This is a genomic window from Acetobacter estunensis, from assembly GCF_019083805.1.
GTDB lineage: Bacteria > Pseudomonadota > Alphaproteobacteria > Acetobacterales > Acetobacteraceae > Acetobacter > Acetobacter estunensis_A.
Genome location: NZ_JAHRDV010000002.1, coordinates 298,411 through 325,012, shown reverse-complemented (window position 1 = coordinate 325,012; position 26,602 = coordinate 298,411). Strand labels below are relative to the sequence as shown.

General features: G+C 59.8%; 24 protein-coding genes. 19 read left to right on the top strand and 5 right to left on the bottom strand.

Annotated elements, in window-relative coordinates:
- The first annotated feature begins 28 nt into the window (after nucleotides 1–28).
- Nucleotides 29–490, top strand: a complete 462-nt coding sequence (locus KUA11_RS04290) for an MlaD family protein (protein ID WP_217409122.1) — start codon at nucleotides 29–31, stop codon at nucleotides 488–490.
- A 4-nt stretch (nucleotides 491–494) separates the two neighbouring features.
- Here KUA11_RS04290 and KUA11_RS04285 read toward each other — a convergent pair whose 3' ends face one another.
- Nucleotides 495–1,559, bottom strand: coding sequence for a D-alanine--D-alanine ligase (locus tag KUA11_RS04285; RefSeq protein WP_217409225.1), 1,065 nt, complete (start codon nucleotides 1,557–1,559; stop codon nucleotides 495–497).
- Between the two features lie 183 nt (nucleotides 1,560–1,742).
- A complete protein-coding gene (locus tag KUA11_RS04280) occupies nucleotides 1,743–2,357 on the bottom strand; it encodes a DedA family protein (protein ID WP_217409121.1) in 615 nt (204 codons plus the stop codon).
- Nucleotides 2,358–2,520: 163 nt separating this feature from the next.
- Between KUA11_RS04280 and KUA11_RS17430 the strand changes: the two genes are divergently transcribed.
- The 12 genes from KUA11_RS17430 to KUA11_RS04220 all read left to right on the top strand — a co-directional run bounded on the left by KUA11_RS17430 (nucleotide 2,521) and on the right by KUA11_RS04220 (nucleotide 16,679).
- Nucleotides 2,521–3,003: a hypothetical protein gene (locus tag KUA11_RS17430; protein WP_254454641.1), complete on the top strand. Its 483-nt coding sequence runs from the start codon at nucleotides 2,521–2,523 to the stop codon at nucleotides 3,001–3,003.
- A gap of 144 nt (nucleotides 3,004–3,147) precedes the next feature.
- Nucleotides 3,148–4,158 carry a lytic murein transglycosylase gene (locus KUA11_RS04270; protein WP_217409223.1) on the top strand — a complete coding sequence of 337 codons (1,011 nt, stop codon included), beginning with the start codon at nucleotides 3,148–3,150 and terminating at the stop codon, nucleotides 4,156–4,158.
- Nucleotides 4,155–5,051 carry a septal ring lytic transglycosylase RlpA family protein gene (locus KUA11_RS04265; RefSeq protein WP_217409120.1) on the top strand — a complete coding sequence of 299 codons (897 nt, stop codon included), beginning with the start codon at nucleotides 4,155–4,157 and terminating at the stop codon, nucleotides 5,049–5,051. Before KUA11_RS04270 ends, KUA11_RS04265 begins: the two co-directional genes overlap by 4 nt.
- 6 nt (nucleotides 5,052–5,057) lie before the next feature.
- Nucleotides 5,058–6,371, top strand: coding sequence for a D-alanyl-D-alanine carboxypeptidase family protein (locus tag KUA11_RS04260; protein ID WP_217409222.1), 1,314 nt, complete (start codon nucleotides 5,058–5,060; stop codon nucleotides 6,369–6,371).
- Nucleotides 6,372–6,375: 4 nt separating this feature from the next.
- Nucleotides 6,376–7,053, top strand: a complete 678-nt coding sequence (tmk, locus tag KUA11_RS04255) for a dTMP kinase (RefSeq protein ID WP_217409119.1) — start codon at nucleotides 6,376–6,378, stop codon at nucleotides 7,051–7,053.
- 63 nt (nucleotides 7,054–7,116) lie between these two features.
- Nucleotides 7,117–8,064: a DNA polymerase III subunit delta' gene (locus KUA11_RS04250; RefSeq protein WP_217409221.1), complete on the top strand. Its 948-nt coding sequence runs from the start codon at nucleotides 7,117–7,119 to the stop codon at nucleotides 8,062–8,064.
- Between the two features lie 147 nt (nucleotides 8,065–8,211).
- Complete coding sequence (gene metG, locus KUA11_RS04245) at nucleotides 8,212–9,759, top strand: methionine--tRNA ligase (protein ID WP_217409118.1); 1,548 nt, start codon at nucleotides 8,212–8,214, stop codon at nucleotides 9,757–9,759.
- A complete protein-coding gene (locus KUA11_RS04240; protein WP_217409117.1) occupies nucleotides 9,756–10,547 on the top strand; it encodes a TatD family hydrolase in 792 nt (263 codons plus the stop codon). The genes metG and KUA11_RS04240 overlap by 4 nt, the downstream gene beginning before the upstream one ends.
- Nucleotides 10,548–10,571: 24 nt before the next feature.
- Nucleotides 10,572–11,390: an MBL fold metallo-hydrolase gene (locus tag KUA11_RS04235; RefSeq protein ID WP_368040916.1), complete on the top strand. Its 819-nt coding sequence runs from the start codon at nucleotides 10,572–10,574 to the stop codon at nucleotides 11,388–11,390.
- A gap of 473 nt (nucleotides 11,391–11,863) precedes the next feature.
- Nucleotides 11,864–13,810 carry a PrkA family serine protein kinase gene (locus KUA11_RS04230; protein WP_166312744.1) on the top strand — a complete coding sequence of 649 codons (1,947 nt, stop codon included), beginning with the start codon at nucleotides 11,864–11,866 and terminating at the stop codon, nucleotides 13,808–13,810.
- Nucleotides 13,780–15,150: a DUF444 family protein gene (locus KUA11_RS04225; protein WP_475638914.1), complete on the top strand. Its 1,371-nt coding sequence runs from the start codon at nucleotides 13,780–13,782 to the stop codon at nucleotides 15,148–15,150. Before KUA11_RS04230 ends, KUA11_RS04225 begins: the two co-directional genes overlap by 31 nt.
- The gene (locus KUA11_RS04220) at nucleotides 15,147–16,679 is read left to right on the top strand and encodes a SpoVR family protein (protein ID WP_217409115.1); all 1,533 of its coding nucleotides are present in this window, start codon (nucleotides 15,147–15,149) and stop codon (nucleotides 16,677–16,679) included. The genes KUA11_RS04225 and KUA11_RS04220 overlap by 4 nt, the downstream gene beginning before the upstream one ends.
- A 105-nt stretch (nucleotides 16,680–16,784) precedes the next feature.
- On the opposite strand, the gene KUA11_RS04215 is transcribed toward KUA11_RS04220, so the two are convergent.
- Nucleotides 16,785–18,578 carry a Hint domain-containing protein gene (locus KUA11_RS04215; RefSeq protein WP_217409114.1) on the bottom strand — a complete coding sequence of 598 codons (1,794 nt, stop codon included), beginning with the start codon at nucleotides 18,576–18,578 and terminating at the stop codon, nucleotides 16,785–16,787.
- 388 nt (nucleotides 18,579–18,966) lie between these two features.
- On the opposite strand from KUA11_RS04215, the gene KUA11_RS04210 reads away from it, so the two are divergent.
- Genes KUA11_RS04210 through dnaQ form a run of 4 tightly spaced genes read left to right on the top strand, consistent with a single transcriptional unit; the run spans nucleotide 18,967 to nucleotide 21,968 of the window.
- The gene (locus tag KUA11_RS04210; RefSeq protein WP_217409219.1) at nucleotides 18,967–19,773 is read left to right on the top strand and encodes an N-formylglutamate amidohydrolase; all 807 of its coding nucleotides are present in this window, start codon (nucleotides 18,967–18,969) and stop codon (nucleotides 19,771–19,773) included.
- Nucleotides 19,770–20,669, top strand: coding sequence for a shikimate dehydrogenase (locus KUA11_RS04205; RefSeq protein ID WP_217409113.1), 900 nt, complete (start codon nucleotides 19,770–19,772; stop codon nucleotides 20,667–20,669). The genes KUA11_RS04210 and KUA11_RS04205 overlap by 4 nt, the downstream gene beginning before the upstream one ends.
- A gap of 7 nt (nucleotides 20,670–20,676) precedes the next feature.
- Nucleotides 20,677–21,276 carry a dephospho-CoA kinase gene (gene coaE, locus KUA11_RS04200; protein ID WP_217409112.1) on the top strand — a complete coding sequence of 200 codons (600 nt, stop codon included), beginning with the start codon at nucleotides 20,677–20,679 and terminating at the stop codon, nucleotides 21,274–21,276.
- On the top strand, nucleotides 21,273–21,968 hold the full coding sequence (gene dnaQ / locus KUA11_RS04195) for a DNA polymerase III subunit epsilon (protein ID WP_217409111.1): 696 nt from the start codon (nucleotides 21,273–21,275) through the stop codon (nucleotides 21,966–21,968). Before coaE ends, dnaQ begins: the two co-directional genes overlap by 4 nt.
- A gap of 3 nt (nucleotides 21,969–21,971) precedes the next feature.
- On the opposite strand, the gene KUA11_RS04190 is transcribed toward dnaQ, so the two are convergent.
- Both KUA11_RS04190 and KUA11_RS04185 read right to left on the bottom strand, forming a co-directional pair.
- Nucleotides 21,972–23,633 (bottom strand): ATP-binding protein, encoded by a 1,662-nt coding sequence (locus tag KUA11_RS04190; protein ID WP_254454639.1) that lies wholly within the window; start codon nucleotides 23,631–23,633, stop codon nucleotides 21,972–21,974.
- A gap of 87 nt (nucleotides 23,634–23,720) precedes the next feature.
- Nucleotides 23,721–24,437 carry a response regulator gene (locus KUA11_RS04185; RefSeq protein WP_166312752.1) on the bottom strand — a complete coding sequence of 239 codons (717 nt, stop codon included), beginning with the start codon at nucleotides 24,435–24,437 and terminating at the stop codon, nucleotides 23,721–23,723.
- Nucleotides 24,438–24,590: 153 nt separating this feature from the next.
- Here KUA11_RS04185 and KUA11_RS04180 point away from each other — a divergent pair, with 153 nt between their 5' ends.
- Entirely contained in the window at nucleotides 24,591–25,283 is a 693-nt protein-coding gene (locus KUA11_RS04180) for a PRC-barrel domain-containing protein (protein WP_217409110.1), read from the top strand.
- 46 nt (nucleotides 25,284–25,329) lie between these two features.
- Complete coding sequence (locus KUA11_RS04175; RefSeq protein WP_217409109.1) at nucleotides 25,330–26,598, top strand: MFS transporter; 1,269 nt, start codon at nucleotides 25,330–25,332, stop codon at nucleotides 26,596–26,598.
- Nucleotides 26,599–26,602 lie beyond the last annotated feature (4 nt).

The following is a 26,602-nucleotide window of genomic DNA, read 5'->3' as shown; positions in this document are numbered from 1 at the left end:
ACGCGCTTCCTGGAGGGAGACAGATCGCATGGGTCATAATCGTCAGACCGGCACCGCCGTGTTCAGCCTGCTTGTGCTGGGAATTGCCGCCGGTTTTGGGATCTATGCCCGCAGCATGCAGACGGGGCATGGCGTGCCGCGCTATCCGCTGTCGGCACGCTTTGTCTCCGCCAATGGGCTTGCGCGCGGTGCTGATGTCGCTCTGTCAGGTGTGACGGTCGGTCGCGTGTCCTCCATTCATCTCGATCCGCAGACAGACATGGCTGTCGTAGCGTTTGAGGTGAATGATACGTTGCATTTCCCGGTGGACAGCGTGCTGACGGTCGGGGCACCCACGCTCTCGCGTGACAATGCGCTGATGATCGAGCCGGGAAAATCGCCCCAGCTTGTCAAGGCGGGGGATATGCTGACGCACACGCGCGAACCGCTGAGCCTGGAGCAGCAGGTGAGCAACTACATCTTCGGCAATGGTGGTCTGCCGACGGAGTGATATCTCAGTCGTTCTGGGGGTAAGAACGCAGGAGCCGCTTCTGTTCGCGCCATTGCCGAATGCCTGCGGGCAGGGAGGTCGATTTCCAGCCCCGCGCCCGGTTTTTCGCGCCGATCCGGAACGCCTCGCCATAATGATGAAACTGCGCCGCATAGGCCTCGCGCAGCGTCGTATGAGCATCCCAGATATGGGTGGCCTCCGACCCAACACCGTTGATCTCGATGATTTCGAAATCCTTGCCTTCGCGCAGGGCGCTTTCCGATCGGAATTTCACGTCGATGCGTCCGAAATGAAACTCGGGGATGTCGCGCAGGATGCGGTTGAGCACATCTGTCAGGGCGGGCGTAATGTCCGCTGCTCCATTGCGGAAGATCGCGCCTTTGCAGTGATTGCCCGTGAACACGAGTGGCAGAGTCTGCCTTTTGGACAGCACATCATTGAGCCGGTCCGCCAGTCGGGGGCGATAAATGTGCGGCAGGAGGCGCGTGCGGGGATCGGCGTCGAGCAGTTCCGCGACAGTGGAACGCCCATCGCCCGTCAACGCCGGCACGTCCTTGTAAGTGAGAGATGTGATCTGACCGCAGTCTTCCTGAGGGTGGCGGATATAGAACAGTCCGGCCTCATGCTCCCATGGGATGAGACGCTGAAGCACAAGCCGCACACCTCTGGGAAATTCCGCCAGTGCGAGCGCCAGTGCGTCCGTGGTCCGCGCCAGCTTCACACCCGTACCGTTGCACCCGATGTCGGGTTTCACCACCACGGGCAGGGAAATCCCTGCTGCAGCAAGAGCAGCTTGTGCTCGTGTCAGATCGTTGGTGTCGGTGTCCAGAACGACCCATGGAGCGATGAACTGCCGGGCGAAGGGACCGGCCATGTCGAGGATGGAACTCTTGCTTTCGCCGCAGAGGCCGCCGGTGGAAATTAGCGGATTTGCGGCTGTGGGCATCCCGAAGTCGCGATACCGCACACCCATGGCGATCCAGTATGCGACAATGGGAGTGTAGAAGAGCCAACCGGGCCAGAACTCGAAGAAGCTGAGCGGTTCGTGTTCGTCTTTTCCGCGCCCCATGACAGACTCGAACAGCTTGCGGGCGCGCGACGTCCGGCGACGTGGTGTTTCCATGGGCGGAGCGGGTACCTTTGCGCTGGCGAGGCGGGGAAGGGGAGAAGGAGCGTCCGAGGGGGTGATGTCCGGCATGGAGAGAGTGCTGTCGGGCGTAAGCTCGATTTCGTGTAACTGGTCCATCGTGGCTCAAACCCGTGACGTTGGAGACTGCATGCGGGCGATATGTCGCCCGACTAGAAAGATGGCGACCACAAATCCGGCCACCCCGACCCAGCGCCAAGCTCCCAGCGCATCCAGCAGCACCTGACCGATTTTCAGCGATAAGGCAAACAGCGCGCTGGTCCAGATGAAGGTCGCCGCAATTGTGGCGAGCAGAAACACACGGAAACCGGCCGCGAAAAATCCCGATGCAGTGTAGATCGGCAGGCGCGTGCCGGGAATGAAGCGGCAGACGAAGATTACGCGAAATAGGGCGGCGCCCCGCCACCAGCCCATCGCCGGTTTGTCGCCCATGCGCGCGGTTTCCTGTCCGGATGGCGCCCATCGGCGGGCAGGCGGCCAGAAAGCGGCCAGTCGCCCCAGTCCGTACAGGCCCGCGTCTCCGGTGACGATGCCGACATACAGGGAAGCAAGCGCAAGAGGGAGCGCCACCACACCATCGCCCACGGCAATGGCGGTCAGGATGGTTGCGCCATCTTCGAGGATAAAGGTGCCAAGCAGGATCGCCAGCGCCTGAGCGAGCGGCTCATGGGAGGCCGCTTCCAGCCACGCGCCCAGATTGCCGGAGGAAGCAAGGGACATGCCCTGCTCTTTGCATGTCCGACGACAATCTCCAACTCGCATCGCATGAAGAGAGGGATCATGCCTGCCTGTGGCCGACTCTTTGTGTTAATGAATCATTATTCCTTTTCTCGGGTTGCGTAAGCCAGCCCCGATTGTTCGTCATTGCTGCAGGACCAACGGTTTGCCCGATACTTTCTGTTCTATCAGCGCGATTGCCCGTGAAATCCCCGATCTGCCGCCGCAGGGAGCGAAGCGCCTCACCGCATTGCGGCGTGCTGTTGCCGGGCGGAAGGCGCCCGCAGCGCTTGGTGTCCGGCGGCGACCTGTCCACGCAGCCGAGTCCGCAGTGGTGCCGAAAGCCCAGATTCGTCCGACAGCCACCATTGTCTGTCTGAGCGAGGAAGAGGCGCGTGCCATTCCGACCGAAGCACGCTATTTCGACCCACAGTGGTATCTGAAGACCAATCCCGATGTGCGGCAGGCCGGGATGAACCCGGTGCAGCATTACCGCCAAACGGGGGCGAAAGAGGGCCGCAATCCCAATCCTTATTTTGATTCGGCTGATTATCTGGCCGCAAATCCGGATGTCGTGGAAAAAGGTCTGGAGGCCTTCCGTCATTTCATCATGTACGGAATTGCCGAGCGTCGTCGCCTGAAACCGTGATGGACGCGCCACACAAGACGCCACGTCATTTCACGACTATGGAGCCTGTGCTTCCAAGGTATTAAGGAAGACCGTCCCGTAGATCGGGCACGAGCAGAATCTGAAACGGAGAGCAGTGTGGTCGAGTTTGTCCGGGCAAGGCGCATGATCGGTCGGCGTGCCGCAGTTGGTGGTCTTGTGGCTTCGGGCATGGCGACGGCGCTCAAATCGCCCGCGGCTCTCGCTGCGGCCGCGTCGGGCACCAGATCCAACGCCACGTCGTCCTACAGCGCCTTTCTGGCTGGCGTGCGGGAGCAGGCGGTGCAGCAGGGTGTGCCGGCCTCCATCGTGACCGAAGCTCTGGCCCTGACTCATGCGCCAAACGCCAAGGTGCTCAAACTCGACCGTCATCAGCCCGAGTTTACGCTGACCTGGGCGCAGTACCGCCAGCGCGTCATCACTCAGACCAAAATCGATGCGGGCCGCAAGGCGCTGGCAAGTTACAACGGCACGCTTGAAGCTGTGGAAGCCCGCACGGGCGTGGATCGTCAGCCGGTCATGGGCATCTGGGGCATGGAGTCGTGGTACGGCAAGCTGACGGGTGGGTTCAACGTCATCGATGCGTTGGCGACGCTGGCGTATGATGGCCGTCGCTCTTCCTTCTTTCGCTCCGAACTTCTCAAAGCACTCCAGATTCTGGGCGAGGGGCGTATCGCGCCGGCTCACATGACGGGCAGTTACGCAGGGGCCATGGGGCAGCCGCAGTTCATGCCCAGCGCCTATCTGCGCTACGCTCGCAGCATGGATGGCTCGGGCCATGCCGACATCTGGACCAATGTGCCGGATGTGATGATGTCGATCGCCAACTATCTGGCGAAATGCGGCTGGCGCACCGGTGAGCCCTGGGGGCAGGAGGTCACCGTTCCCGAAACGCTCGCGCAGGCCGAAATCGGACGGGAGCATACGCGCACGCTTGAGGCGTGGACGCAGGCGGGCGTGCGCCGCAAGGACGGCTCGAAGTTCTCCCGTTCCGATGTGGAAGGCGCGATCGTGCGCCCCGATGGACCCGGCACGGAAGCGTTCATGGTCTATCACAATTTCAACGTCATCCGGCGCTATAACCCTTCCGATTATTATGCGCTGGGCGTCGGCCTGATGGGTGCCGCCACCACATGATCTGCCGTGCCGTGAAGGCGGGTGCGCGTGTCGCTGGCCACGGCTGGCCGTTGGTGCTGGCTTTGGGCGTCAGCGCCTGCCAGCCACCGCGTCCGACACTGACGCCGCATGTTCATTATGAAGTCGGTGCGGCCTATCAGGCCGATGGGGTATGGCATTATCCCCAGCAGGATCTGTCCTATCGCGCGACGGGTCTGGCGGTCATCGACCCACCGACCGATGCTTCGCGCCTGACAGCCGATGGTGAGGTCTACGATCCGCAGGCCATGGCGGGCGCCCATCCCACGCTCCAGCTTCCAGCGCAGGTCACCGTGCGCAATCTCGATAATGGACGCGAGATCACAATCCGCATCAATGATCGCGGTCCGGTGCAGCGTGGACGGCTGCTCTCACTTACGCCGCAGGCGGCACGGATGCTGGCCATGAGCACATCACCTGCGCGTGTTGAGATCATCGAGGATGAGCTGCCGAGCCGCATGTTCGCCGAAACGCTGCCCGGTGGTCCTTTGCTAAATATGCAGGCGGCTCCAGTGGAGCAGGTGACAGTCAACGCGCTGGATGGGAAGAATGGTGTTGTCCAGACTTCTACCAGCCCCGCCGCGGTCGGATCAAGCTACGCGCCTGTGACCGCACTTGCTGCTCTTCCGGTGACGGCACGACAGGAGTGGGCCGTGCCGACCAGCTTGTGGATTGAAATCGGGCGCTTTACCCAGCGCTCCTATGCAGCGCTTGCCGCCATGCGGGCCGGCGGCACCGTCAGCGCGTCTGACGATGACCGTGGGCCACTGTGGCGCGTGCGTGTGGGGCCGTTCACACGGGTGGATGAAGCCGATGCAGCTCTGGACCGGGCACTGGCTGCCGGGTTAACGGGTGCGCACATAGTCGTCGAATAGGATTGGATCGTGCAGACTCGACGGATTCTTCTTGCTGGCACTGCGGCTCTCGCCGGAAGCGCAAGCCTTCTCAGCCGCACCGCTTCGGCGCGCTCGCATCATGGCGGGGGGCACAAGGCGGCTGCCGCTGCGAGCGAAACGCCTGCCGTTCCTTCCACACCGGCGACGACGCCCATCGGGCCAGTGGACACGATTGCGCGCTGGGCGTGCATCATCGATTTCGACAGCGGGCAGACCCTGCTGGAGAAGGCGGCGGACGAGCATATGCCGCCCTCCTCCATGACGAAGATGATGACGGCTTATGTCGTCTTCACCATGCTTCAGTCCGGTCGTCTGCGGCTCGATCAGCAGCTTCCTGTCAGCGAGAAAGCCTGGCGGATGCAGGGGTCGAAGATGTTCGTGCCGCTGGGCGCGAGCATCGCTGTGCAGGAACTGATTCAGGGGATGCTGATCCAGTCCGGCAACGATGCGTGCATTGTGCTGGCGGAAGGCATTTCCGGCTCGGAAGAGCAGTTTGTCGCCGTGATGAACGAGACGGCCGCCAAGCTGGGCATGACCAACACGCACTACGTGAACACGACCGGGTGGCCTGCGGAAGGCCATTACATGTCGGCCCGCGACACCTGCACCATCGCCGCGCACCTGATCCGCGATTTCCCGCAATATTATCATTTCTTCTCAGAAACCTCTTTCAGCTTCAACAAGATCAATCAGGGCAACCGCAATGTGCTGGTGGACAAGGGTTTGGCCGATGGGCTGAAGACCGGTCACACGGATGCGGGTGGGTTTGGCCTGTGTGCTTCTTCCAAGCGCGAAGGTCGCCGGGTCATCATGACCATCAACGGCACGCCCACCACCAACGCCCGTGCGCATGAGGGCGAGCGACTGATGGCGTGGGCATTTGCCAATTTCGAACTGGTAACGGTCGTTCATCAGGGGCAGCCCATTGAACAGGCGCCTGTCTGGCTGGGCGAAAGTGCAACCGTGCCGGTGGTGGCGCTGCGGGATGTGTCGCTGGTGCTGCCGCATGGCTGGCAGAACCGCGTGCAGGCTTCTCTTGATTACTCGGGGCCGATTCCTGCTCCCGTTACGCAGGGGCAGCCTGTCGGGCAGATGACGCTCATCGTGCGAGCCAATGCCACACCGGCGCCGGTTCCTGCGGCAGCGCCGTCCGTTTCGGGCGGAACGGTGACTCCGTCAGCAGCCCCTGCGCCTTCCGGCGATACGGTCATTACCGTGCCGGTCGTTGCCGGCGCGAGTGTCGCGAGGCTGGGCTTTGGCGGTCGGATCGCCGCGCGGCTTGGCTTGAGGCATCACTGATCCGATGAGCAGCACGCTGGCACGCGGCGCATTCATCACTTTCGAGGGCGGAGAAGGCGCGGGCAAATCCACACAGCTCCGCCTCGTTGCTGCGCAGCTAACGGAGATGGGGCATACGGTCGTGGCCACCCGGGAACCCGGTGGTTCGCCGGGGGCGGAGGCGCTGCGTGAACTGCTGCTGTTCGGCAAGCACGATTTGTCGGCGCGGGCCGAAATCATGACGCATTTCGCGGCACGGTGCGATCATGTGGACCGTGTGATCCGTCCTGCCATCGCGGCGGGGCAGATCGTGCTGTGCGATCGGTTCTTCGATTCAACCATGGCTTATCAAGGATATGGGCGGGGGCAGGGCGATGCTGGCCTGATCGGCCTGATCGCCTCCCTGCGCGGCCTGATCGATCTCGATCCTGATCTGACTGTGTTGTTCGAAGTCGGTCTTGAGACAGGGCACAGGCGTATTGCCGCGCGGGCTGCTGCGAATGCACCTGAGGGGGCAGCAGCGATTCTGGATCGTTATGAGCGGGCCGATCAGGAGTTTCATGCACGCGTGGCACAGGGCTTCCAGACGATTGCCGCGCATGAACCCGCCCGTTTCGCGCGTGTGTCGTCTGAATCCGCGAGCGTGGAAAGCGTGACGGCACGTGTCGTGGAGATTATCGAGACCTTTCTGAAAGGGCGCTGACCATTGGCCGCGCGTCGTGCCACTTCGGCTGCCGAGGCCGATCCCAATGCGGTGGTTTCGCCTCTGGATGCGGCCCGGCAGGCGTCGCTCGCGCTGGTCGGGCATGAGGCGGAACTTGCGGTGTTCGCCAAAGCCTTCGCCTCGGGGCGCCTGCATCACGCATGGCTGCTGACGGGGCCGGAAGGTATCGGCAAGACGGCGCTTGCCTTTCGCATGGCGCGAATACTGCTCAACGCTCAGGACGGTGCTTCGCAGGCCGGACATCTCGTAACGGCAGGTTCGCATCCTGACTTGCTGGCCGTGGGCCGCAGTTTCGATGAAAAACGCCAGCGGTTTCGTGGAGAAATCGTGGCGGATGAAATCCGGCCCATCAACGCTTTTATGCACCGCACGGCGGCGGAAGGTGGCTGGCGGGTGGTTATCATCGACACGGCTGAGGCCATGAATCGCAATGCCGCGAATGCGTTGCTCAAGATTCTTGAAGAGCCACCCGCGCGGGCGATCCTGATCCTGACCAGCGCCACGCCCGGTGCTTTGTTGCCCACCATCCGCAGCCGTGTCCGCAAACTTTCGGTCCTGCCGTTGAGTGAAACCGAAATGCGCCGCGTGCTGGACCGTGTCGCGCCGGAGGCCGAGCCACAGGAAATCGCGCGGGTGTTGCCACTGGCGCAAGGCTCGCCGGGGCGGGCGTTGACGCTGCTGGCTGACAAGGGCGGCGCTCTTGAAAAGCTGGCGCACGAAGCCCTATCCGGAATGCCCGCTGGACGCACTCTGGATGTGGCCGAGACGCTGGGCCGGAGTGGTGATACGGTTTTTGCGCTGTTCTTCGGTCTTCTGGGAAACGCTCTGGCCAATGCCGCGCGGAGTGCACCGCTTGCGCGTGGGGCGCATCTTGCCGATGTCTGGCATCAGATTGCCAGCTTGCGGGAGCAGACCGAACGGTTCAACCTCGATAAGCAGGAAGCGGTCATTGAGGCTTTGACACTCGCGGCAACAGCGGGCCGAAGCTGAGGCGGCTACGTGTTTTTGTCCCGCAGGGGTCGCGGGAGCGGGCGTGTTCCGATATGTGTGGCGCAACATCGCAGGCCGACATTGCGAAGCCTCTCGCCTTCGTACTGTCGCGACCCATGTAGACAGCAGGATTGAGAAGAGCAGGACATGACCGGCCGTTTCTACGTCACGACACCGATCTATTATGTGAACGGCGCGCCCCATATCGGCCATGCCTACACCTCGATCGCTGCCGACATCGTTGCCCGTTTCCATCGTCTGTGTGGGGATGACGTGTTCTTTCTGACCGGCACGGATGAGCACGGGCAGAAAGTGGAACAGGCCGCGCAGGCCGCCGGTGAAGCTCCGCAGGCGTTCACGGATCGGATTTCCAACGATTTCCGTGCCGTAGCGGATGCAATGAACATCTCCTACGACGACTTCATCCGCACGACCGAACCGCGCCATATCAAGGGTGCTCAGGCCATCTGGGAAAAAGTCGCGGCCAACGGCGATATTTATCTCGGTGCGTATGAGGGCTGGTACGCTCTGCGTGACGAGGCGTTCTACAATGAGGACGAAATCACCACGCGCCCGGACGGCACCAAGGTCGCGCCCACGGGCGCACCGGTCGAATGGATGCGCGAGCCGTCTTATTTCTTCAAGCTTTCGGCCTATCAGGACAAACTGCTCGAACTCTATGAGACGCATCCCGATTTCATCGGACCGGCAGGCCGTCGCAACGAGATTGTCAGCTTCGTCAAGCAGGGTCTGCGCGACCTGTCCATCAGCCGCACGAGCTTCAAATGGGGCGTGCCAGTGCCGGGCGATGCGGACCACGTCATGTATGTGTGGTTCGATGCCCTGACCAACTATCTCACGGCACTTGGCTATCCCGACACCAACAGTCCACGCATGGCGTTCTGGCCCGCCAACCTGCATCTGGTGGGCAAGGACATTGCCCGTTTCCACACGGTGTATTGGCCTGCCTTCCTGATGGCCGCGGGCATTGAACTGCCGAAGATGGTCTTCTCCAACGGCTGGTGGACGGTCGAAGGTGAGAAGATGAGCAAATCGCTCGGCAATGTCATCGACCCGCGCGATCTGGTGGCCGAGTTCGGACTGGACGCCGTGCGCTTCTTCCTGATGCGTGAAGTGCCGTTCGGTGGGGACAGCGATCTGTCGCGTCGCTCACTAATCAACCGCATGAATGTCGAGTTGGCGAACGATCTGGGCAATCTGGCTCAACGCACGCTCTCTCTGATTGCGCGCAACTGCGGGGGGTTGCTGCCAGCGCAGGGCAAGCACACAGAAGCGGACGCGCATCTGCTCGGACAGGCGGCTGTGCTGCCGGATGTGATGAAAGCGCAGATCGCGCGTGTGGCGCTAACGGACGCATTGGAAGAGGTGTGGAAGCTGATCCGCGCCTGTAACGCCTATATTGACCATCAGGCACCATGGGCGCTCAAGAAAACCGATCCGGAGCGCATGGCCGATGTCCTGCGCGTTCTGGCGGATGCCTTGCGTGCCATTGCCACGGTGCTTCAGCCCTATATGCCCGGCAGCATGGACCGGATGCTCACACAGCTTGGGGTGGAGACGGACGAGCGTGATTTCGATGCGCTTGACGTGCCATTGCCCGCGGGTCGTCCGTTGCCGAAACCCGAAGGTATCTTCCCGCGCTATGTCGCACCGGAAGGTGAGGGTGCGAAATGACCGGCCTGATCGACAGTCACTGTCACCTCGACCATTTTTCGGATGAGGAGATGCCGGGTCTTCTTGATCGCGCACGGGAGGCTGGTCTGGACGGTATGGTCACCATCGGCACGCGCCTCTCGCATCAGCAGGTGCAGAAAGCGCTGACCCGTCACGCGCGGCCGGATCTTTCCATCTGGTGTGCAATCGGTACGCATCCGGACCACGTTATGGAAGAAGGTGTGCCGCAGGCTGAAGAGATCGTGGCGTTGGCGGATGCGCCGGAAGTCGTGGCGATCGGAGAAAGCGGACTGGATTATTTCCACGGCGCACCCGAGGTTCGTCCCACCCAGCACGCGAGCTTTCGTGCCCATATTCACGCTGCGCGCCTGAGCGGCCTGCCTCTGGTCATTCATGCCCGTCAGGCAGATGAGGATGTGGCCGAGATCCTGCGGGACGAGACCGAGACCCGGGGCGCGTTTCCGTTTCTGCTGCACTGCTTTGCTTCAGGTCCGGAACTGGCGCGCACAACGCTCGATCTGGGCGGGTATGTCAGCTTTTCCGGTCTTGTGACCTTCCCTAAAACGCAGGATCTGCGTGACATCGCGGAGCAGGTGCCACTGGATCGGATATTGGTGGAGACGGATTCACCCTTTCTTGCGCCCGTTCCCAAGCGCGGCAAACGGAACGAACCGGGTTACACGGCTCTTACGGCCAGTGTGGTGGCGCAGCTTCATGGTCTGGACGATGAAGCCTTTGCCGAGACGACGACGACCAATTTTCATCGCCTTTTCACCAAGGCGCACTGACATTGTGTTCCGGGAGATCCGCGCGTGTCCGATAAGCTCCTGACCGTCACCGTTCTGGGTTGCGGCGGTTCTTCCGGCGTGCCGTTGATTGGCGGCGTGGACGGAAAGGGCGACTGGGGCGATTGCGATCCGACAGAGCCACGCAACCGTCGCACGCGCGCGTCCATCCTGCTCACGGCTCCCGATGGTCGTCGTCTGCTGGTGGACACAGGGCCGGACATGCGTAACCAGCTTCTGGCCTGCGGAATCTCCCACGCTGACGCCATTTTTTATACTCACGCCCATGCCGATCATATCGCGGGGCTGGACGATGTGCGGCCATTTAACTGGAAGCTAGGGCGGCCGATCGAGGCATTCGGAACCGAGCACACGCTCTCTGACATTCGAACACGGTTCGACTACGCTTTTCGCCCATGGACTCCACAGGATGCCTTTCGTCCCGGAGTGGAGGCCCGTGTCATTCCTCCCCGTGGCAAGGTGGAGATCGTGGGGCTGGAGCTTGATGTCTTCACGCAGCGTCATGGACGGATCGAGTCACTCGGGTTCCGCTGCGGTGGTTTTGCTTACTGCACGGACGTGGTGGAACTGTCGGAAGACGCGCTGGCCTGTCTCGAAGGCGTGGACACGTGGATGGTCGATTGCCTTCAGATGAAGCCCCATTCAGCGCATGCGTGGCTGGGGCAGGTGCTGGAATGGCGTGACCGTATCGCACCACGTCGCACCATTCTCACGCATCTTGGCCCCTTCATGGACTGGGCCACGTTGGAGCGGACTTTGCCCGAAGGGATAGAGGCGGCGTTTGACGGAATGGTCTTCAACGCGCCGTTTTCCGCGGTAATCTGAGAGGATCACGGCGTCTGTCGGACAGGGTTTGGAATCGTCCGCATGTCGGGCGCGACTCTGTGTGAGGCATGTTCATCACATCGCAGGCGACAATTTAACACTGAGACCGGGTGACGTTTTGCACAACCCGTTCGGATCATTGGCATAAATCGTCAAAGATAAGAGCCGCGTTCTTCGCGTTTCCGAAAGCTGCTCGCGATTTCTCTTGAAAATGTCGTGGTGTGTTCGATAGCGTGATTGCATGAACACCACACGAACCGCGCCTTTTGCCCGCTTTCTGTCTGCAAGACAACCCCTGTTTACGAGTCGAAGACAGAGACGAAGAGCATTTCGGCAAATATGTTCTGCCGGTTCGCGGTTGGAACGGTCAGACTGATGTCCGGGCGACAGTTCCGACCCTCCTCCCATCCCACCTGAAAGGGTTTTCCCGGCGCCACAGCAGTATCGCTGACATCTCTCGGAGAGCGTGACATATGGCTTCTGTCTCTGACGTCTTTTCTCTCGCTACCGCGATGCGTGACCGGCATCGCGAGACCGAAATGAGCCTTGCCGACTATCTGGATTTGTGCCGAACAGACCCGTCCTGCTACGCCAGCGCCGCCGAGCGCATGCTCAAGGCAATCGGTGAGCCGGTACTTGTGGACACCTCCCGCGATCCCCGCCTTTCGCGCATCTTCATGAACCGTACGGTGCGGACCTATCCTGCCTTCAAAGATTTCTACGGAATGGAGGAGACGATCGAACAGATCGTGGGCTTCTTCCGTCATGCCGCCCAGGGGTTGGAGGAACGCAAGCAGATCATCTATCTGCTGGGTCCAGTGGGCGGCGGCAAATCCTCTCTGGGTGAACGGCTGAAGAGCCTGATGGAGCATGAACCGATCTACGTGCTCAAGGCCGGTCGTCATCTCAGCCCGATTTTCGAAAGCCCGCTCGGCCTTTTCGATCCTTTCACGATGGGAGACGCGCTGGAGCGCGATTACGCCATCCCACGTCGCGTACTGACCGGAATCGCAAGCCCTTGGGCGCTCAAACGGTTGGAAGAGTTCGACGGCGATATTTCGCGCTTTACGGTGGTGAAGCTGCATCCTTCACGCCTGCGCCAGATTGCCATCGCCAAGACCGAACCGGGAGACGACAACAATCAGGACGTCTCGGCGTTGGTGGGCAAGGTGGACATCCGCCAGCTTGAACATTTCAGCCAGAACGATCCGGATGCCTACAGCTTCTCGGGCGGTTTGAACCGCGCCAATCAGGGCATCCTTGAATTCGTCGAGATGTTCAAGGCGCCGATCAAAATGCTGCACCCACTGCTGACGGCTACGCAGGAAGGCAATTATGTTGGCACGGAGAATATCGGCTCCATTCCCTTTACGGGTGTGATCCTCGCTCACTCGAACGAAGCGGAATGGCAGAGCTTTCGCAACAACCGCACGAATGAGGCGTTTCTCGATCGTGTCTCCGTCATCAAGGTGCCTTACTGCCTGCGGGTGACGGAGGAGGCGAAGATCTATGAAAAACTGGTGGACAGTTCGGCTCTGAAAGACGCGCCGCTTGCGCCCAACACGCTCGACATGCTGGCCCGCTTTGCCGTGCTTTCACGCCTCAAGCCGCACCCGAACTCCACGCAGTATGCAAAGCTGCGGGTTTATGACGGAGAAAATATCCGCGAGACGGATCCGAAAGCCCGCACCATGCAGGAATATCGCGATGCGGCGGGTGTGGATGAAGGTATGGACGGTGTCTCCACGCGCTTTGCCTACAAGGTGCTGTCGGCCACCTTCAACCATGACTCCACCGAGATTTCGGCTGATCCTGTGCATCTGATGTATGTGCTGGAGCAGACCGTGCGGCGTGAGCAGTTCCCCCCGGAAGTGGAGGCGAACTACCTTGCTGTTCTGAAATCCGAACTGGCTGGGCGTTATGCCGAGTTTCTCGGCAATGAAATCCAGAAAGCTTATCTGGAGAGCTACAACGATTACGGACAGAACCTGTTCGACCGCTATCTGGATTATGCCGACGCTTGGATTGAGGATCAGGATTTCAAGGATCCCGACACCGGGCAGATGCTCAATCGTGATCTGCTCAATGCGGAACTGACCAAGATCGAGAAGCCTGCGGGTATCGCCAATCCCAAGGACTTCCGCAACGAAGTGGTGAAGTTCTCGCTGCGCGCGCGGGCCTCCAACGGCGGCCATAACCCTTCATGGAACGCTTATGAGAAAATCCGCGATGTCATCGAGAAGCGGATGTTCAGCCAGGTGGAAGACCTGCTGCCGGTCATCAGTTTCGGGTCCAAGAAGGATGGAGATACAGAACGCAAGCATGACGAGTTCGTGGAACGCATGATGGAGCGCGGATACACGGAACGGCAGGTGCGCCGGCTCGTTGAATGGTACATGCGCGTGAAGCAGTCCGCCTGACACACCGAAAGCTCGGGAGTGGCGCTTTGGAAATTATCGACAGACGGTCCAATCCACACGGTAAAAATCTGGAAAACCGCCGACGTGCGCTGGAAAGGGCGCGCGGAGCGGTACAGGAAGCGGTGCGTGAAGCCGTGGCCAATGGACGCATCCGTGACACGGGGCAGGGCAATGCTGTCACCATCCCGGCGGATGCTCTGCATGAACCCGGTTTCCATCGGGTGTTTACGGAAGGAAAGCGGCATATTGTCCTCTCTGGCAATCACGAGTTTTCGCGCGGCGATCGTCTGCGGCGTCCTCCTTCGGGCGGCGGTGCCGGTGGTGGCGGTGCGGGACAGGCTGGGACGGACGGTGGTGGGGAGGATTCCTATCGTTTCCTGCTGTCACGCGACGAATTCCTTGATCTCTTCTTCGGCGATCTGGAGTTGCCAGATCTTGTAAAACGCGAGTTGGCGGCAACGGAAACCACGACACCCAGCCGTGCAGGCCTGAGCAGCGAGGGATCTCCCTCCCAACTCGATCTTGGGCGCACCATGCGGCACTCCATGGCACGCCGTATTGGTCTTGGGCGGCCCAAACCGGCGGAACTGAAGGAGGTGGAAGCGCGCATCGAGCAATTGGAAGAGGAACGTCCGCTTTCGGACGCGGCTCTGCTCGAACTTGAAGAACTGCGTGAACGACGCGGCGCTTTGCGGCAGCGGCTCAACCGTATTCCTTGGGTCGATCCAGTGGATCTACGTTATCGACGGTTCGCGCCTACTCCCAAGCCCTCCACGCGTGCCGTTATGTTCTGTCTGATGGATGTTTCCGGTTCCATGACGGAGCGCATGAAAGAACTGGCCAAGCAGTTCTTCCTTCTCCTGCATGTCTTTCTGGAGAAACGTTACAAGACACTCGATATCGTCTTCATTCGACATGCGGAGACGGCCGAGGAGGTGGATGAGGAAACGTTTTTCCACGATCCGCGCACGGGCGGAACGGTAGTGTCGACTGCGCTGGAAGAAATGATCCATGTCCAACGAGCACGTTATCCCGCGCAACAGTGGAACATCTACGTGGCCCAGGCCTCAGATGGTGACAACACGACGTCCGACACGCCTCACGCCGTCAAACTTCTGGAAGAGGATATCCTGCCCGTCGTTCAATACTATGCCTATATCGAGGTGGCAGGATCCGGTGCCGTCATCCGGGGTGAGACGGATTTGTGGCAGGCGTGGCGCACAGTGGCCGAACGCAACGCGCATCTGGCAATCCGGCAGGTGACGGATCGCAAGGACATCTTTCCGGTCTTTCGCGAACTGTTCTCGCGCAAGGCCGGCACGGAGGTTGCCCGCACATGACCAACACTGGAAAAGGATTGCTCTATCAGGGCGCGGACTGGAACTTCTCCATTATCCGCGATTGCTACGACGCGATCGAGCGTGTGGCGCATGACGAACTGGGTCTGGATACTTTCCCCAACCGCATCGAAGTCATCACGTCCGAACAGATGCTGGATGTCTACACTGCCAATGGCATGCCGATCAGTTATCACCACTGGTCTTACGGTAAGCGTTTTGCCAGCCATGAAAACGCTTACCGTCGTGGATTGATGGGGCTGGCGTATGAAGTTGTCATCAATTCCAATCCCTGCATCAGCTATCTGATGGAGGAAAACAGCGCCACGATGCAGGCGCTGGTCATCGCGCATGCGGCGTTCGGTCATAACCATTTCTTCAAGAATAACCGCCTGTTTCAGGAATGGACCGATCCGTCACAGATCCTGAATTATCTCGAATTCGCACGCGGTTACATCTCCCGGTGCGAGGAGCAGCACGGACAGCAGGCGGTGGAGCGCGTTCTTGACGCTGCGCATGCGTTGCAGGGGCAGGGGGTGAACCGACACAGCGGTTCGCGGCGGGTGGATCTGCGGGGAGAGCAGGAGCGCGCGCGGGCACGTCGGATGCACGAGGATGAATCCTATAACGATCTGTGGCGCACCCTGCCTCAAGGGGGGGAGATGATAGCACAGGGAGAAAGTGAGCGGGAAGCGCTGCGTCATCGCTTTGGACTGCCCGAAGAGAACCTGCTTTATTTTCTGGAAAAAAATGCCCCGCGTCTGGCGCCATGGGAGCGCGAGATCATCCGCATCGTCCGGTTGATCGCGCAGTATTTCTACCCTCAACCACAGCTCAAACTGATGAACGAGGGATGCGCCACATGGGTGCATGACCGGATTATGACCAGCTTGCATGAGCAGGGGCGTATTGATGATGCGGCCTTCATGGAGGCTATTCATTCGACATCCAATGTCATCATGCAGTTTGGCTATGAGCAGGGGGCGACGAGTTTCAACCCGTATGCCCTCGGTTTTGCGATGATGAAAGACATTGAGCGTATCTGCACAGCGCCGCAGGCAGAGGATCGGCACTGGTTTCCGGACATTGCGGGAAATGGAGACCCTTACGGCACTCTACGCTATGCCTGGGCGGAATATCGGGATGAGAGTTTCATTCTTCAATTTCTTTCGCCGCGTGTCATGCGGGACTTCCGCATGTTCCGCCTGCTTGACGATACTCGTGATCCCTATCTTCTGGTGGATGCCATTCATGATGAGGCGGGATATCGCGATATTCGTCGTACGGTGGCCGCAACACACGATCCGTCCGCATGGTACGCGGAAATCGAAATCGTGGATGTGGACATGTTCGGAGATCGTACACTGAGGCTGGAACATCGAACACAGAACGGGCAGATTCTCTCCGAAAACGACATGAAACTGACGCTACGGGGATTGGCCGATCTGTGGGGCTACCGCGTTGTTCTGGATGAGATCGATGTACCGAGCGGCTCCGTACTGGCGACCCATGAGTCGACACCGCCCCAGTAGAATAGAAGTCGGGTTATGAAATACACAAAGGGAGCGCGGGGATTGGCCGCGCTCCCTTTGAGAATTAAGCTTCTAAACCCTCAATATTCAGGAACGAAGCAACCGTTACGCACTCAGGCGCACTGAGGATTCGGTTAGAGCCAGATAAGGGCCACCAGCCAGTACCTGCACATCGAGAAAAGCAGCGTCGCCTTTCACGGGAGTATCGAGCAGCAGCACGGCGTTGCCATTCGTCCAGCGACAGGTTCCGTTGCTTTCCACGCCATACCAGCCCGGAAGCGGGGTGCGGACCAGATGCCCCGACACTTCGCGGGCCGTACCGCCTTGAGTCACCACGACCTCACCAATGAGCACGCCAAGTTCGCGGCGATCATCGACAAACGGTCCAACGACGTCGCTCGGACGGCTGGCGCGCGAGACAAGCCGGATGCGCTGCGTGCCACGTGGCAGATTGAAGGAGACACGATCGGCCAGCCGTCGCACGGGCTTCAGAATCTCACCATCGTCCGTGACAAGGTGAAGTCCGGATTCTGCCACTGTTGCGGCGGCCGACGAGGTTTCATGGTGATGACCTTCGACCCGGCTGGCACGCTCGGCAATGGCACGGAAAATGGGTTCCACGAAGGCCCGATCCGTGTCCAGAGGTGCGGCCAAGATGGACGCAGAAGAAGAGCCGCGCAGTCTGACAACCACGCCCTGCTCACGGAAAGCTGCGCGATTGCCTGTATCCAGATAGCTTTCCGTGAACGCACCTTCCGCCATGAGAATGGCGTGTTCAGCCGTTTCGATGTGGAAGTAATCGTAGGAGGTGATCGTGTGGTCGTAAAAAATGGACGAGCCGTTCACCAGCATCCGTACGGGGACCAGCTTGCCGCTCAGGAAAAGGGCGTGCTCTGGGGTCACGAGCAGATCGCGGGATGGTACACCGTCGGAAATCGCATTCTTGAGAATGCGCACGGGATATCCCGCTTCGTCGTCGGGAAGACCTTCGCGCACGACGGTGTGGGCATGACCGGCCCATACCACTTCGCGCGCCACCATCTCGCCCGCAACCAGCGTCATCACGCTGTCGCCACTATGGATGGTTTCCACAGCCTGCGGTCCGGTCGGCGTTTCGATCAGTGTGCCGGTCAGGAAGCACAGGGTGACGTTGAGATTCTGGCCGGTACCGGGTGCGCCGGAATGAAACCAGTCTCCAGGGCGATGGACGCCATTCATCGTTGCAACTGTATCTGCTGAAGATGCTGGAACGCCATTGACGCTGAGTCCCCCCAGCGTGGAAAGCGTGCCGCCACCATTACCCAGTGTAAAGGAGACCTCCGAAGAACCTGTCGGATAGGCCGTGCCGAGCGAGGTCATTCCGCTCACGTTCACGTTGCCACTGGAAAGAGACAGGCTGTCGGCCACATTCAGCGAGCCGTTCACGGCGAGAGAGCCATTTCCCTGGATACTGGCGACACTGGCGGTGACGTCCTTGTCGCCAACGATCTTGCCGCTGCCTGTTGCCATAAGAGTACCCAGTGACACGGAGGACGCAAAGGTCGTTGTGCCACCGCCGGTTACGGTAAAGGTGCCTTTGCCGGTCACGTCCTGACTGAACGTCACATGAGCCGTTCCCGCGGCAATCTGACCGTTGTCGATGACAGGCGCATTGATGGTCACGTTACCCCAATACGGAAGGTCGAGACTCGCTCCCGCCTGCACCGTGAGAGAGGCATAGTTCAGGGATGCCGTGCCCGATCCATCGGCATAGGCAAGAGCGACCGTGGCACCCTTGGGAATGACGACGTCATCGGTCGATGTGGGCGCGGCGGAGGCTGCGGACCCGTCTACGCTCCAGTTTGCCGGATCATCGAAACGTCCGCTTTGTCCGTCGCCAGACCAGATGTAAGTGGCCATTTTGGTTGCCTGTCTCAATAAATTATTGACTTGGCCACCGCCACTTAGCGCGTTGCGAAACGCGTGCGGAGCCAATTTCGTAAACATAATCTTAACATAAATTTTTTAAGGCGTCATATCGATTGGTCGTTAATTAAATGTAAAATACAGATTTCTCGCCGGTCATAATTCTGTCGAAAATATAAATATTGAACAGAATCCGAGATGAATGTGTCTGTCTCATTCAGTGAACTGATTTCCAAACAAAAAGACTATTTTGTGCCAGATAACCGCTTCCGCGACACGCACGGACGGTTGCCCTTGCAGCCCGGCGTCGTCCATGAGACGTCGCAGAGTAAGTTCAGGTTGCAGGAGAGAGAGCCCCATGCCGTCTGTCGCATATTCAGAGATGCCACCGCTGCTTGCGGCAGGGCTCGACCCGGAACCTGTAAACGTAGTGGGCGGCACGGACCCAACATCTCCTTTTTTGCTGGTGAGCGACCATGCCGGTCGGGCCATTCCACAGGCTTTGGGAGGTCTTGGCGTGTCGGCCGAGGAGCGGGCTCGACATATCGGCTGGGATATTGGCATCGATGGCGTGGGACGTCGGCTGGCGGAGAAAACCGGAGCTTTACTGATCGAACAGGCGTATTCCCGCCTTGTCATCGACTGCAACCGTGCGCCCGGGCATCCGACGGCCATTGTCACTGCTAGCGATGGCACGCCTGTTCCCGCGAACGCGGATCTTTCGGCGCAAGACGCGGCTGCCCGTACCCGCGCGATTTTCGAGCCGTATCATATCCGGATCGGGCAGGAACTCGACTGTCGCGAAGCAGAAGGACGCGAGACGTTTCTGATAGCACTGCACAGCTTCACGCCCACTATGCGTGGAATACAGCGGCCATGGCATTGCGGCATTCTTCACAATCACGATCCGCAGTTCGGTCATCTGCTGATGGAACTGCTGCGTGAGGAGGGGCTCATCGTTGGTGACAACGAGCCGTATGAGCTGACGGATACCAGTGACTACACCATTCCGGTTCATGGTGAGCGGCGAAAGATCCCCCATGTGGAGATCGAGATTCGTCAGGATCTGATCCTCGGTCGGGAGGGGCAGGAAGAATGGGGAGACCGGCTTTCCCGCCTGCTGCCTCAGGCCGTGGCGCATTATCATTCGCGTTATGGACGTCACCCCGATGAGGAGGCCAGTCAATGAACGGCCCGCGTATCACCGGAAAAGCACGATTGGCGGGTGTGATCGGTCAGCCGGTCAGTCACTCGCTTTCGCCCGTTCTGCACAACTACTGGCTGGCGCGTCACGGTATCGATGGTGCTTACGTGCCGCTTTGTGTGGCTCCGGAAGCGTTCGATACGGCCATTCGAGGATTACAGGCGGCAGGGTTTCGTGGCGCGAACGTCACTATCCCTCACAAGGAAGCTGCTTTTGCCATTGCAGATGAGGTCAATCCCATGGCCCGCATCGCAGGTTCTGTAAACACGCTCGTGTTTCGTGAGGACGGAACGATTCAGGGGACGTCCACCGACGGGTTCGGTTATATCGCAAGCCTGCAAGCCGAAGGGGTTGTGCTTCCAGCTCTGGCAGCGCGGGAGCCGGCGCTCCTTCTCGGGGCGGGCGGGGCCGCGCGTTCCATCGCGGTCAGTCTTCTGGAGCAAGGAATTGCGGTTCGCCTTGCAAATCGAACAGCTGCGCGGGCAGCGGAACTTGCCGCGAGCATCACCGCTGCGTGGACAAAACATGCCGGGCAGTCGGGCGCTGGCGTGAGTGTTTGCTCGTGGGACAGTTGGGAAGAAGAACTGAGAGACATCTCGCTCCTTGTAAACACGACCTCCCTCGGCATGGCGGGCGGCCCCAATCCTGCGTGGAAGCCAGATTTGTCACGTGCCGGTTCCGATCTTGTCGTGTCGGATATTGTCTATGTCCCGCGCGAGACGCCGCTACTGCGAAGCGCTGCGGCGCATGGTCTCCGGACTGTGGGCGGTCTTGGCATGTTACTGCATCAGGCGCGGCCGGGCTTTCGTGCGTGGTTCGGAGCGGATGCCGAGGTGGATGAGGCGACAGTCAGGCACGTGCTGGCCGCTTTGCATCGTTGAGCCACTCATGAAGATTCTGGGACTGACAGGTGGAATGGGCATGGGCAAAAGCACGGTCGCGCGGATGTTCCGTGAGGCCGGTTTGCCAGTGTTTGATTCCGACGCGACCGTGCACCGTCTTCAAGGTCCGGGCGGGGCTGCGGTTAAATCGATAGGGAAGCTGGTGCCTGATGCCCTGCATATCTCTGAGGGGCAGAGCACGTTGGATCGTGGGGTGTTGAGGAAGGCCGTTGTGGCGGACCCGACCTTGATGTGGGAACTGGAAAAAATCGTTCATCCTCTCGTGTTTGCGGCGCGGGACCGTTTTCTCAAGCGTTGCCGACGTCGTGGATGTGATTGGGTCGTGCTGGATGTGCCCCTGCTGTTCGAGACAGGAGGAGATAAACGCTGTGATAAGGTGGTCGTTGTGTCGGCTCCACGTCGCACGCAGATAAAACGGATAGCCCGTCGGCGTAGTCTGAACGCTGTGGAAACGCAGCGTCTGATTGCCCGACAGATGTCCGACCGGGAGAAACGCCGGCGGGCGGATGTGGTCATCCGTACGGGGCTGTCGTTTGCCGATACGCGTAAACAGGTGAAAGCATTGATCCGGGAGTTGCGGTCATGAAACGTGCGGTGCTGTTCGATACCGAAACCACGGGACTGGAAGCTACGGGCGGCGACCGGATCATCGAGATTGCGGCTCTCGAAATGATGGGCGATCTTCCAACGGGAAAGACTTTTCATGTTCTGATCGACCCTGAACGTGACATTCCCGAGGAAGCCTCGCGCGTTCATGGGTTCACGCTTGCGGATCTCGAGGGAAAGCCAAAATTCGCCGAGGTGGCACAGGGGTTTCTCGATTTCATCGGTGACGACGATCTGATTGCCCACAATGCGACCTTCGATTTCGGCTTCATCAACGCCGAACTGGCGCGCGTTGGAAAAGCGCCTCTCGATCCAGCACGGAAGGTGGACACGTTGGAACTTGCGCGGGAACGGTTTCCGGGCATGCCCAACAGTCTAGACGCCTTGTGTCGCCGGTATGGGATCGATCTCTCCGAACGCACGACCCATAACGCGCTGCTCGACTGCAAGCTGCTGGCGGAGGTCTATCTCGAACTCATGGGCGGCCGCCAGCACGGTCTTGGGCTGGGCGTGGAAGAGGGCGATTCTCCCGCCGTCCGCTACAGCGGCCCGATGGGGCGCACGCCCGTTTTGATCCGTCCCGATAAAAAAACTCTCGCGGCACACCGGATATTTGTGGAAGCCATGCCGGACTCGATCTGGCTCAGGGGTGAGCCGACAGTCGGGGAGTGATCCTCACGCAACGAGTGTGACAATAGCGACCAACCCTTGCGGAGAGCGGTTGCGGAGCACGACATTTCCCCCCAGACCACGGATGATGGTTCGGACGATGGCCAGTCCCAAACCTGTGCCTCCCGTTTCACGGTTGCGGCTTTCCTCACCCCGAACGAACGGCTCGAACATCCGTTCCAGATCGGCCTCATCCAGCCCCGGGCCGTCATCTTCAATCGTCACAATGACGCGCCCGTCTTCGGGAGGGGCGACCGTTACCCGTGCTTCACCACCGTAGAGAACCGCATTGTTGACCAGATTAGTGAAAGCGCGTTTCAGACTGAGGGGACGTCCGCGAATGACGATTTGTGGTGGATTTCCAACAAGTTCGATGTTGTCTGCGTGATCGGGATGACTTTCGGCCACATCGTCCACGACTGTCTGGAGGAGTGCTGTCAGATCGAGAGCAGAGATCGCCTCACGGGATGAGCTGTCCCGTCCAAACGCCAGAGTGGACTCCACCATGGCCGAAAGTTCATTGAGATCGTTGAGGAACTTTCCGCGCATGACGTCATCGTCGATGAATTCCGTACGCAGTTTCAGGCGCGTTATGGGTGTACGCAAATCATGGCCGATGGCCGAGAGAATTTGTGTGCGCTCGGCGACAAAACGCCGAATGCGCCGCGCCATCGTATTGAAAGCCGCCGCGGCGCGGGCGACCTCCACGGGACCGTCCTCAGAGAGCGGTGGCGCGGTATCATCGGGCACGAAGTTTTCAGCTGCAGCAGCCAGAGTCCGTACTGGAACGAGCAGGCGTCTCACGCCCCATACGATCAGAAACCCGCCGCCGGCTGTCATGAGGCCAAGGGCTATGGGAAAAGTGGGCGAGTCAAAAGGATTGGGAACGGGCAGCCAGTACCGGATGATGAGCCAGCGGTCTTCGTCTGGAAGTTGCAACGCAATGCCACGTCCACGCCCTGAGCCTTCGGGCAGCATCATTACCTTCCGGGGAAACCAGGGCGGCCCCATCCGCCGGAAACGGAACTGTGAGGGACCGGAAGGAAAGCCGAAAATATCCGGCGGGGGCATCGTGGAACAGGCTTCGGCGGATGGGTACTGGTTCCGAAGAAAAGGAGGAATATCGGCGGGATCGTGACATTCGGGAGCCGAAAATGGTGGAATGAGAGGCATGCCGAGATGATCGTCTTCCGGTCGCGGCCCTTCATTGTCCCTTGGAGGGAATGGAAAATGTCCTTCTCTTTCAGCAAATGGCGGCATTCCGTCGAAGCCACCCGGCCCACCACCGCCGCCGGGTCCGCCACCGCCTTCGGGGCCACCACCTCCGCCCGGCGGCCCACCACCCGGTCCTGCGGGCGGCAGAAAGAGCATGGTTCTTACAAGGTGCCGGGGAACCTCGACTGTCAGGTCTTCATCGGGTTTCGATGCCAGATGAACCGTGAAATCATCGGGAAGCGAGAGGTGTTCGACTTCATCGGTCCGCTCGGAGGGTGGGTTTTCCGCCACACTCCGATAGATCATCATGGCACGAACCGTCGCGCGATGCGCAGCAAGCCGTTCATCGAAGCTCATGCGGTCGAGAGTCTCGATGGTCAGCCCGAGCACTTCAAGAACGGCAAAGCCGACGATCAGAAGAAGGCTCATCCGTGCCGCCAGTGTGCGCGGCATGAAGCGTGAAAATCTGGCAGATGTGCTGCGAAGCATCCGGGTTCTCAGGAGTTTTCGGAGATGAAAATAGCTCCGAAAGAACCGCTTTCAGCGCCGCTCGACATCGGCTGCCAGCACGTATCCACCTCCGCGAACAGTCTTGATGAGCTGGGCGTTGCGGCCATCATCCTCAAGCTTTCGCCGCAGGCGGCTGACGGCAACGTCGATGGCGCGGTCAAACGGCCCGGCCTGACGTCCCCGGAGCAGGTCAAGTAGCATGTCACGGGTCAACACACGGTTTGCGCGCTCAAGGAGAGCCAGCAGCAAATCATATTCACCCCCCGTCAGTGCGACTTCCGTTCCCTGAGGATTGAGGAGCCGTCGGCGGGCGAGTTCCAGCGTCCAGCCTGAAAATACGATTTCGCGCACATCACCCGATCCAGCGTCGGATGAACTGTCGGCGCGGCGCATGACGGCACGTATGCGGGCCAGAAGTTCGCGCGGGTTGAAAGGCTTGGAGACGTAGTCATCCGCCCCGAGTTCCAGACCGATGATGCGGTCTGTCTCATCTCCCATGGCGGTGAGCATGATAATCGGGACATTGGCCTGCGAGCGCAGCCAGCGCGCAATGTCCAGCCCGGTTTCACCCGGCAGCATCAGATCCACCACGACCAGATGATAATGCCCCTGCGCCCACAGTTTACGGGCTTCCCGCCCGTCGCGAGCACTGGTGACACGCATCTGGTTGCGCTCAAGAAAGCACGAAAGCAGATCGCGAATTTCCCGGTCGTCATCAATGACCAGAATATGCGGTATTGGATCCATGTCAGACCTTATAGGACAGATGAATGGGCCTGTGCAGGCCATGTTGCACTCCGTTGCACTTGAGCACGAAAATGCGACATAGCCCGATGAGTCTTTGAGGATGCGAAAAGCTGGATCATGATAAAAGTCTGAATACCGAAGCGGGAAGTAAAAATGCGTTCAGTCAGTGCGCGTTTTCATGGATGGTTCATCTCGTCTTTCCTGGCGGGTTGCATCATCGCGCCATGCGGATGTGCATTTGCTCAGGACGCCGCACCTTCTTCGCAGGGTACGGGCACATCCGCCGATCCGCCCGGCTTTTCCCTTTTCAACCCTGTTCCAACAGATACGCCCCGAGAAGTGGTGTCTCCATTTCCGGCGCCAGACGGGACGAGCGGCGATAACCCCGACTTGCGTATCACGCTGCCTGTCGTACCCATCGCTCCAACACAGAAAGATGCGTCTTCCATTGAAGGAGAAATCGGTCACGAACGGCTTGACGGGTTGATTGACCGGGAGGTTCTGGGCGCAGACGGTCACGTCCTCGGTCATGTCGTGAATGTTCTGATCGGATCGGATGGGGAAATGCGGGCCGTGGTGCTCGATATCGGCGGATTTCTTGGCGTTGGTAGCCGCCGTGTTGCCGTATCGAGCGTCCTTCTGACGATTAATCGCGATAGTGGCAAGAACCGCACAATCACTCTGTATGTTCCCGATCAGGCGATCCGTTCAGCTCCTCAATACGACCCGGATGCTCAGGATGTTTCTGTCTTGATAGGACCACGGGTTGCGCCGGCGTCAGCATATCCTATGGAGGACACCACGCCTTCAGACATTCCCCAGAAAAGTGATCGGCCCTCTCCATGATCTCGCAAGGCTTTTTCGTGCGTTTGCAGGAGAGATAAGGCGGAGAATGACCGTGCTAAAAGGACTGCCACACAATAGCGGGCTGGGACTGGATGGTGTCAGTTTCTTTGTGGCCAATCTTCAGGCGGCTTTCGGACCTTTCATTTCCGTCTATCTGACTGAGGAACACTGGACTCAGGGCGAGATCGGCATGGCGCTGAGTATCGGTTCGGTCACGGCCATGGTCAGTCAGGTGCCAGCAGGGGCGCTGGTGGACGCATTGGTCAACAAGCGGCGAGTGGCGGAAGTTTCGATTATCGCGATCATCCTGTCCTGCCTTCTCATGGCCATCATGCCGCAGCGCCTGCCTGTTGCCTTGGCCGAAATCCTGCATGGTCTGGCAAGCTGCACCCTCAATCCCGCTATCAGCGCCCTGACGCTGGGTGTCGTAGCGGCGCGTCTCGCGCGTGATCCCGTGGGGGCAAGAGGGGCGCTGGGAGTACGCTTCGGGCGCAACGCCAGTCTCGCCGCGATCGGTAACGCTCTGTCGGCCGGATTGATGGGCGCTGCGGGCTATCTGGTGTCCGCTCGGGCAACCTTTGTTCTGGGTGCTCTCATGGCTGTGCCGGGACTGCTTGCTCTGCGGATGATTGAGCCGGTGGGCACGCCATTAAACGAAAGTGCAGCAGGTCTTGCGGAGGGTGAGCGACCCGAGCGCGCGCGGGTGCGTTCGGTTCTTACGTTGCTACGGGAGCGGGGACTGTTTTCGTTTGCTCTGTGTATCGTGTTCTTTCATCTCTCCAATGCTGCCATGCTGCCGCTTGCGGCCGGACAGATTACGAAAGAAGCCGGTCGGTCGGCGGAAATCGTTATTGCGGCCTGTATTCTCGGGCCGCAGCTTCTTGGTGCTTTGCTGTCCCCGTTTTTTGGCCGATGGGCCGAGAATATCGGACGTCGTCCGGTCATGCTCGGCGCTTTTCTTGCACTTCCCTTGCGAGGCATGCTTCTCGGTTACGTCTCCGATCCCCTACTGATCGTGGCTGTACAGATGCTCGATGGTGTCAGTTCGGCGGCATTTGGGGTCATGCTGCCGTTGGTGACAGCGGATCTGACCCGTCAGACCGGGCACTTCAATCTCTGTATGGGGATGTTGGGACTGGCGATGGGGCTGGGGGCGAGTTTCAGCACTACGCTGGCGGGTTCCGTGGCCGATCACTCGCTGCCGGAAGCCTTCGGGCTGCTGGCGGTTTGTGGTCTCATATGTGTTCTGGTGGTCGCCTTCATGATGAAGGAGACGGGCCTTGATGCCAGCAAACGGCCCGATGTGAAAACATGAGCCT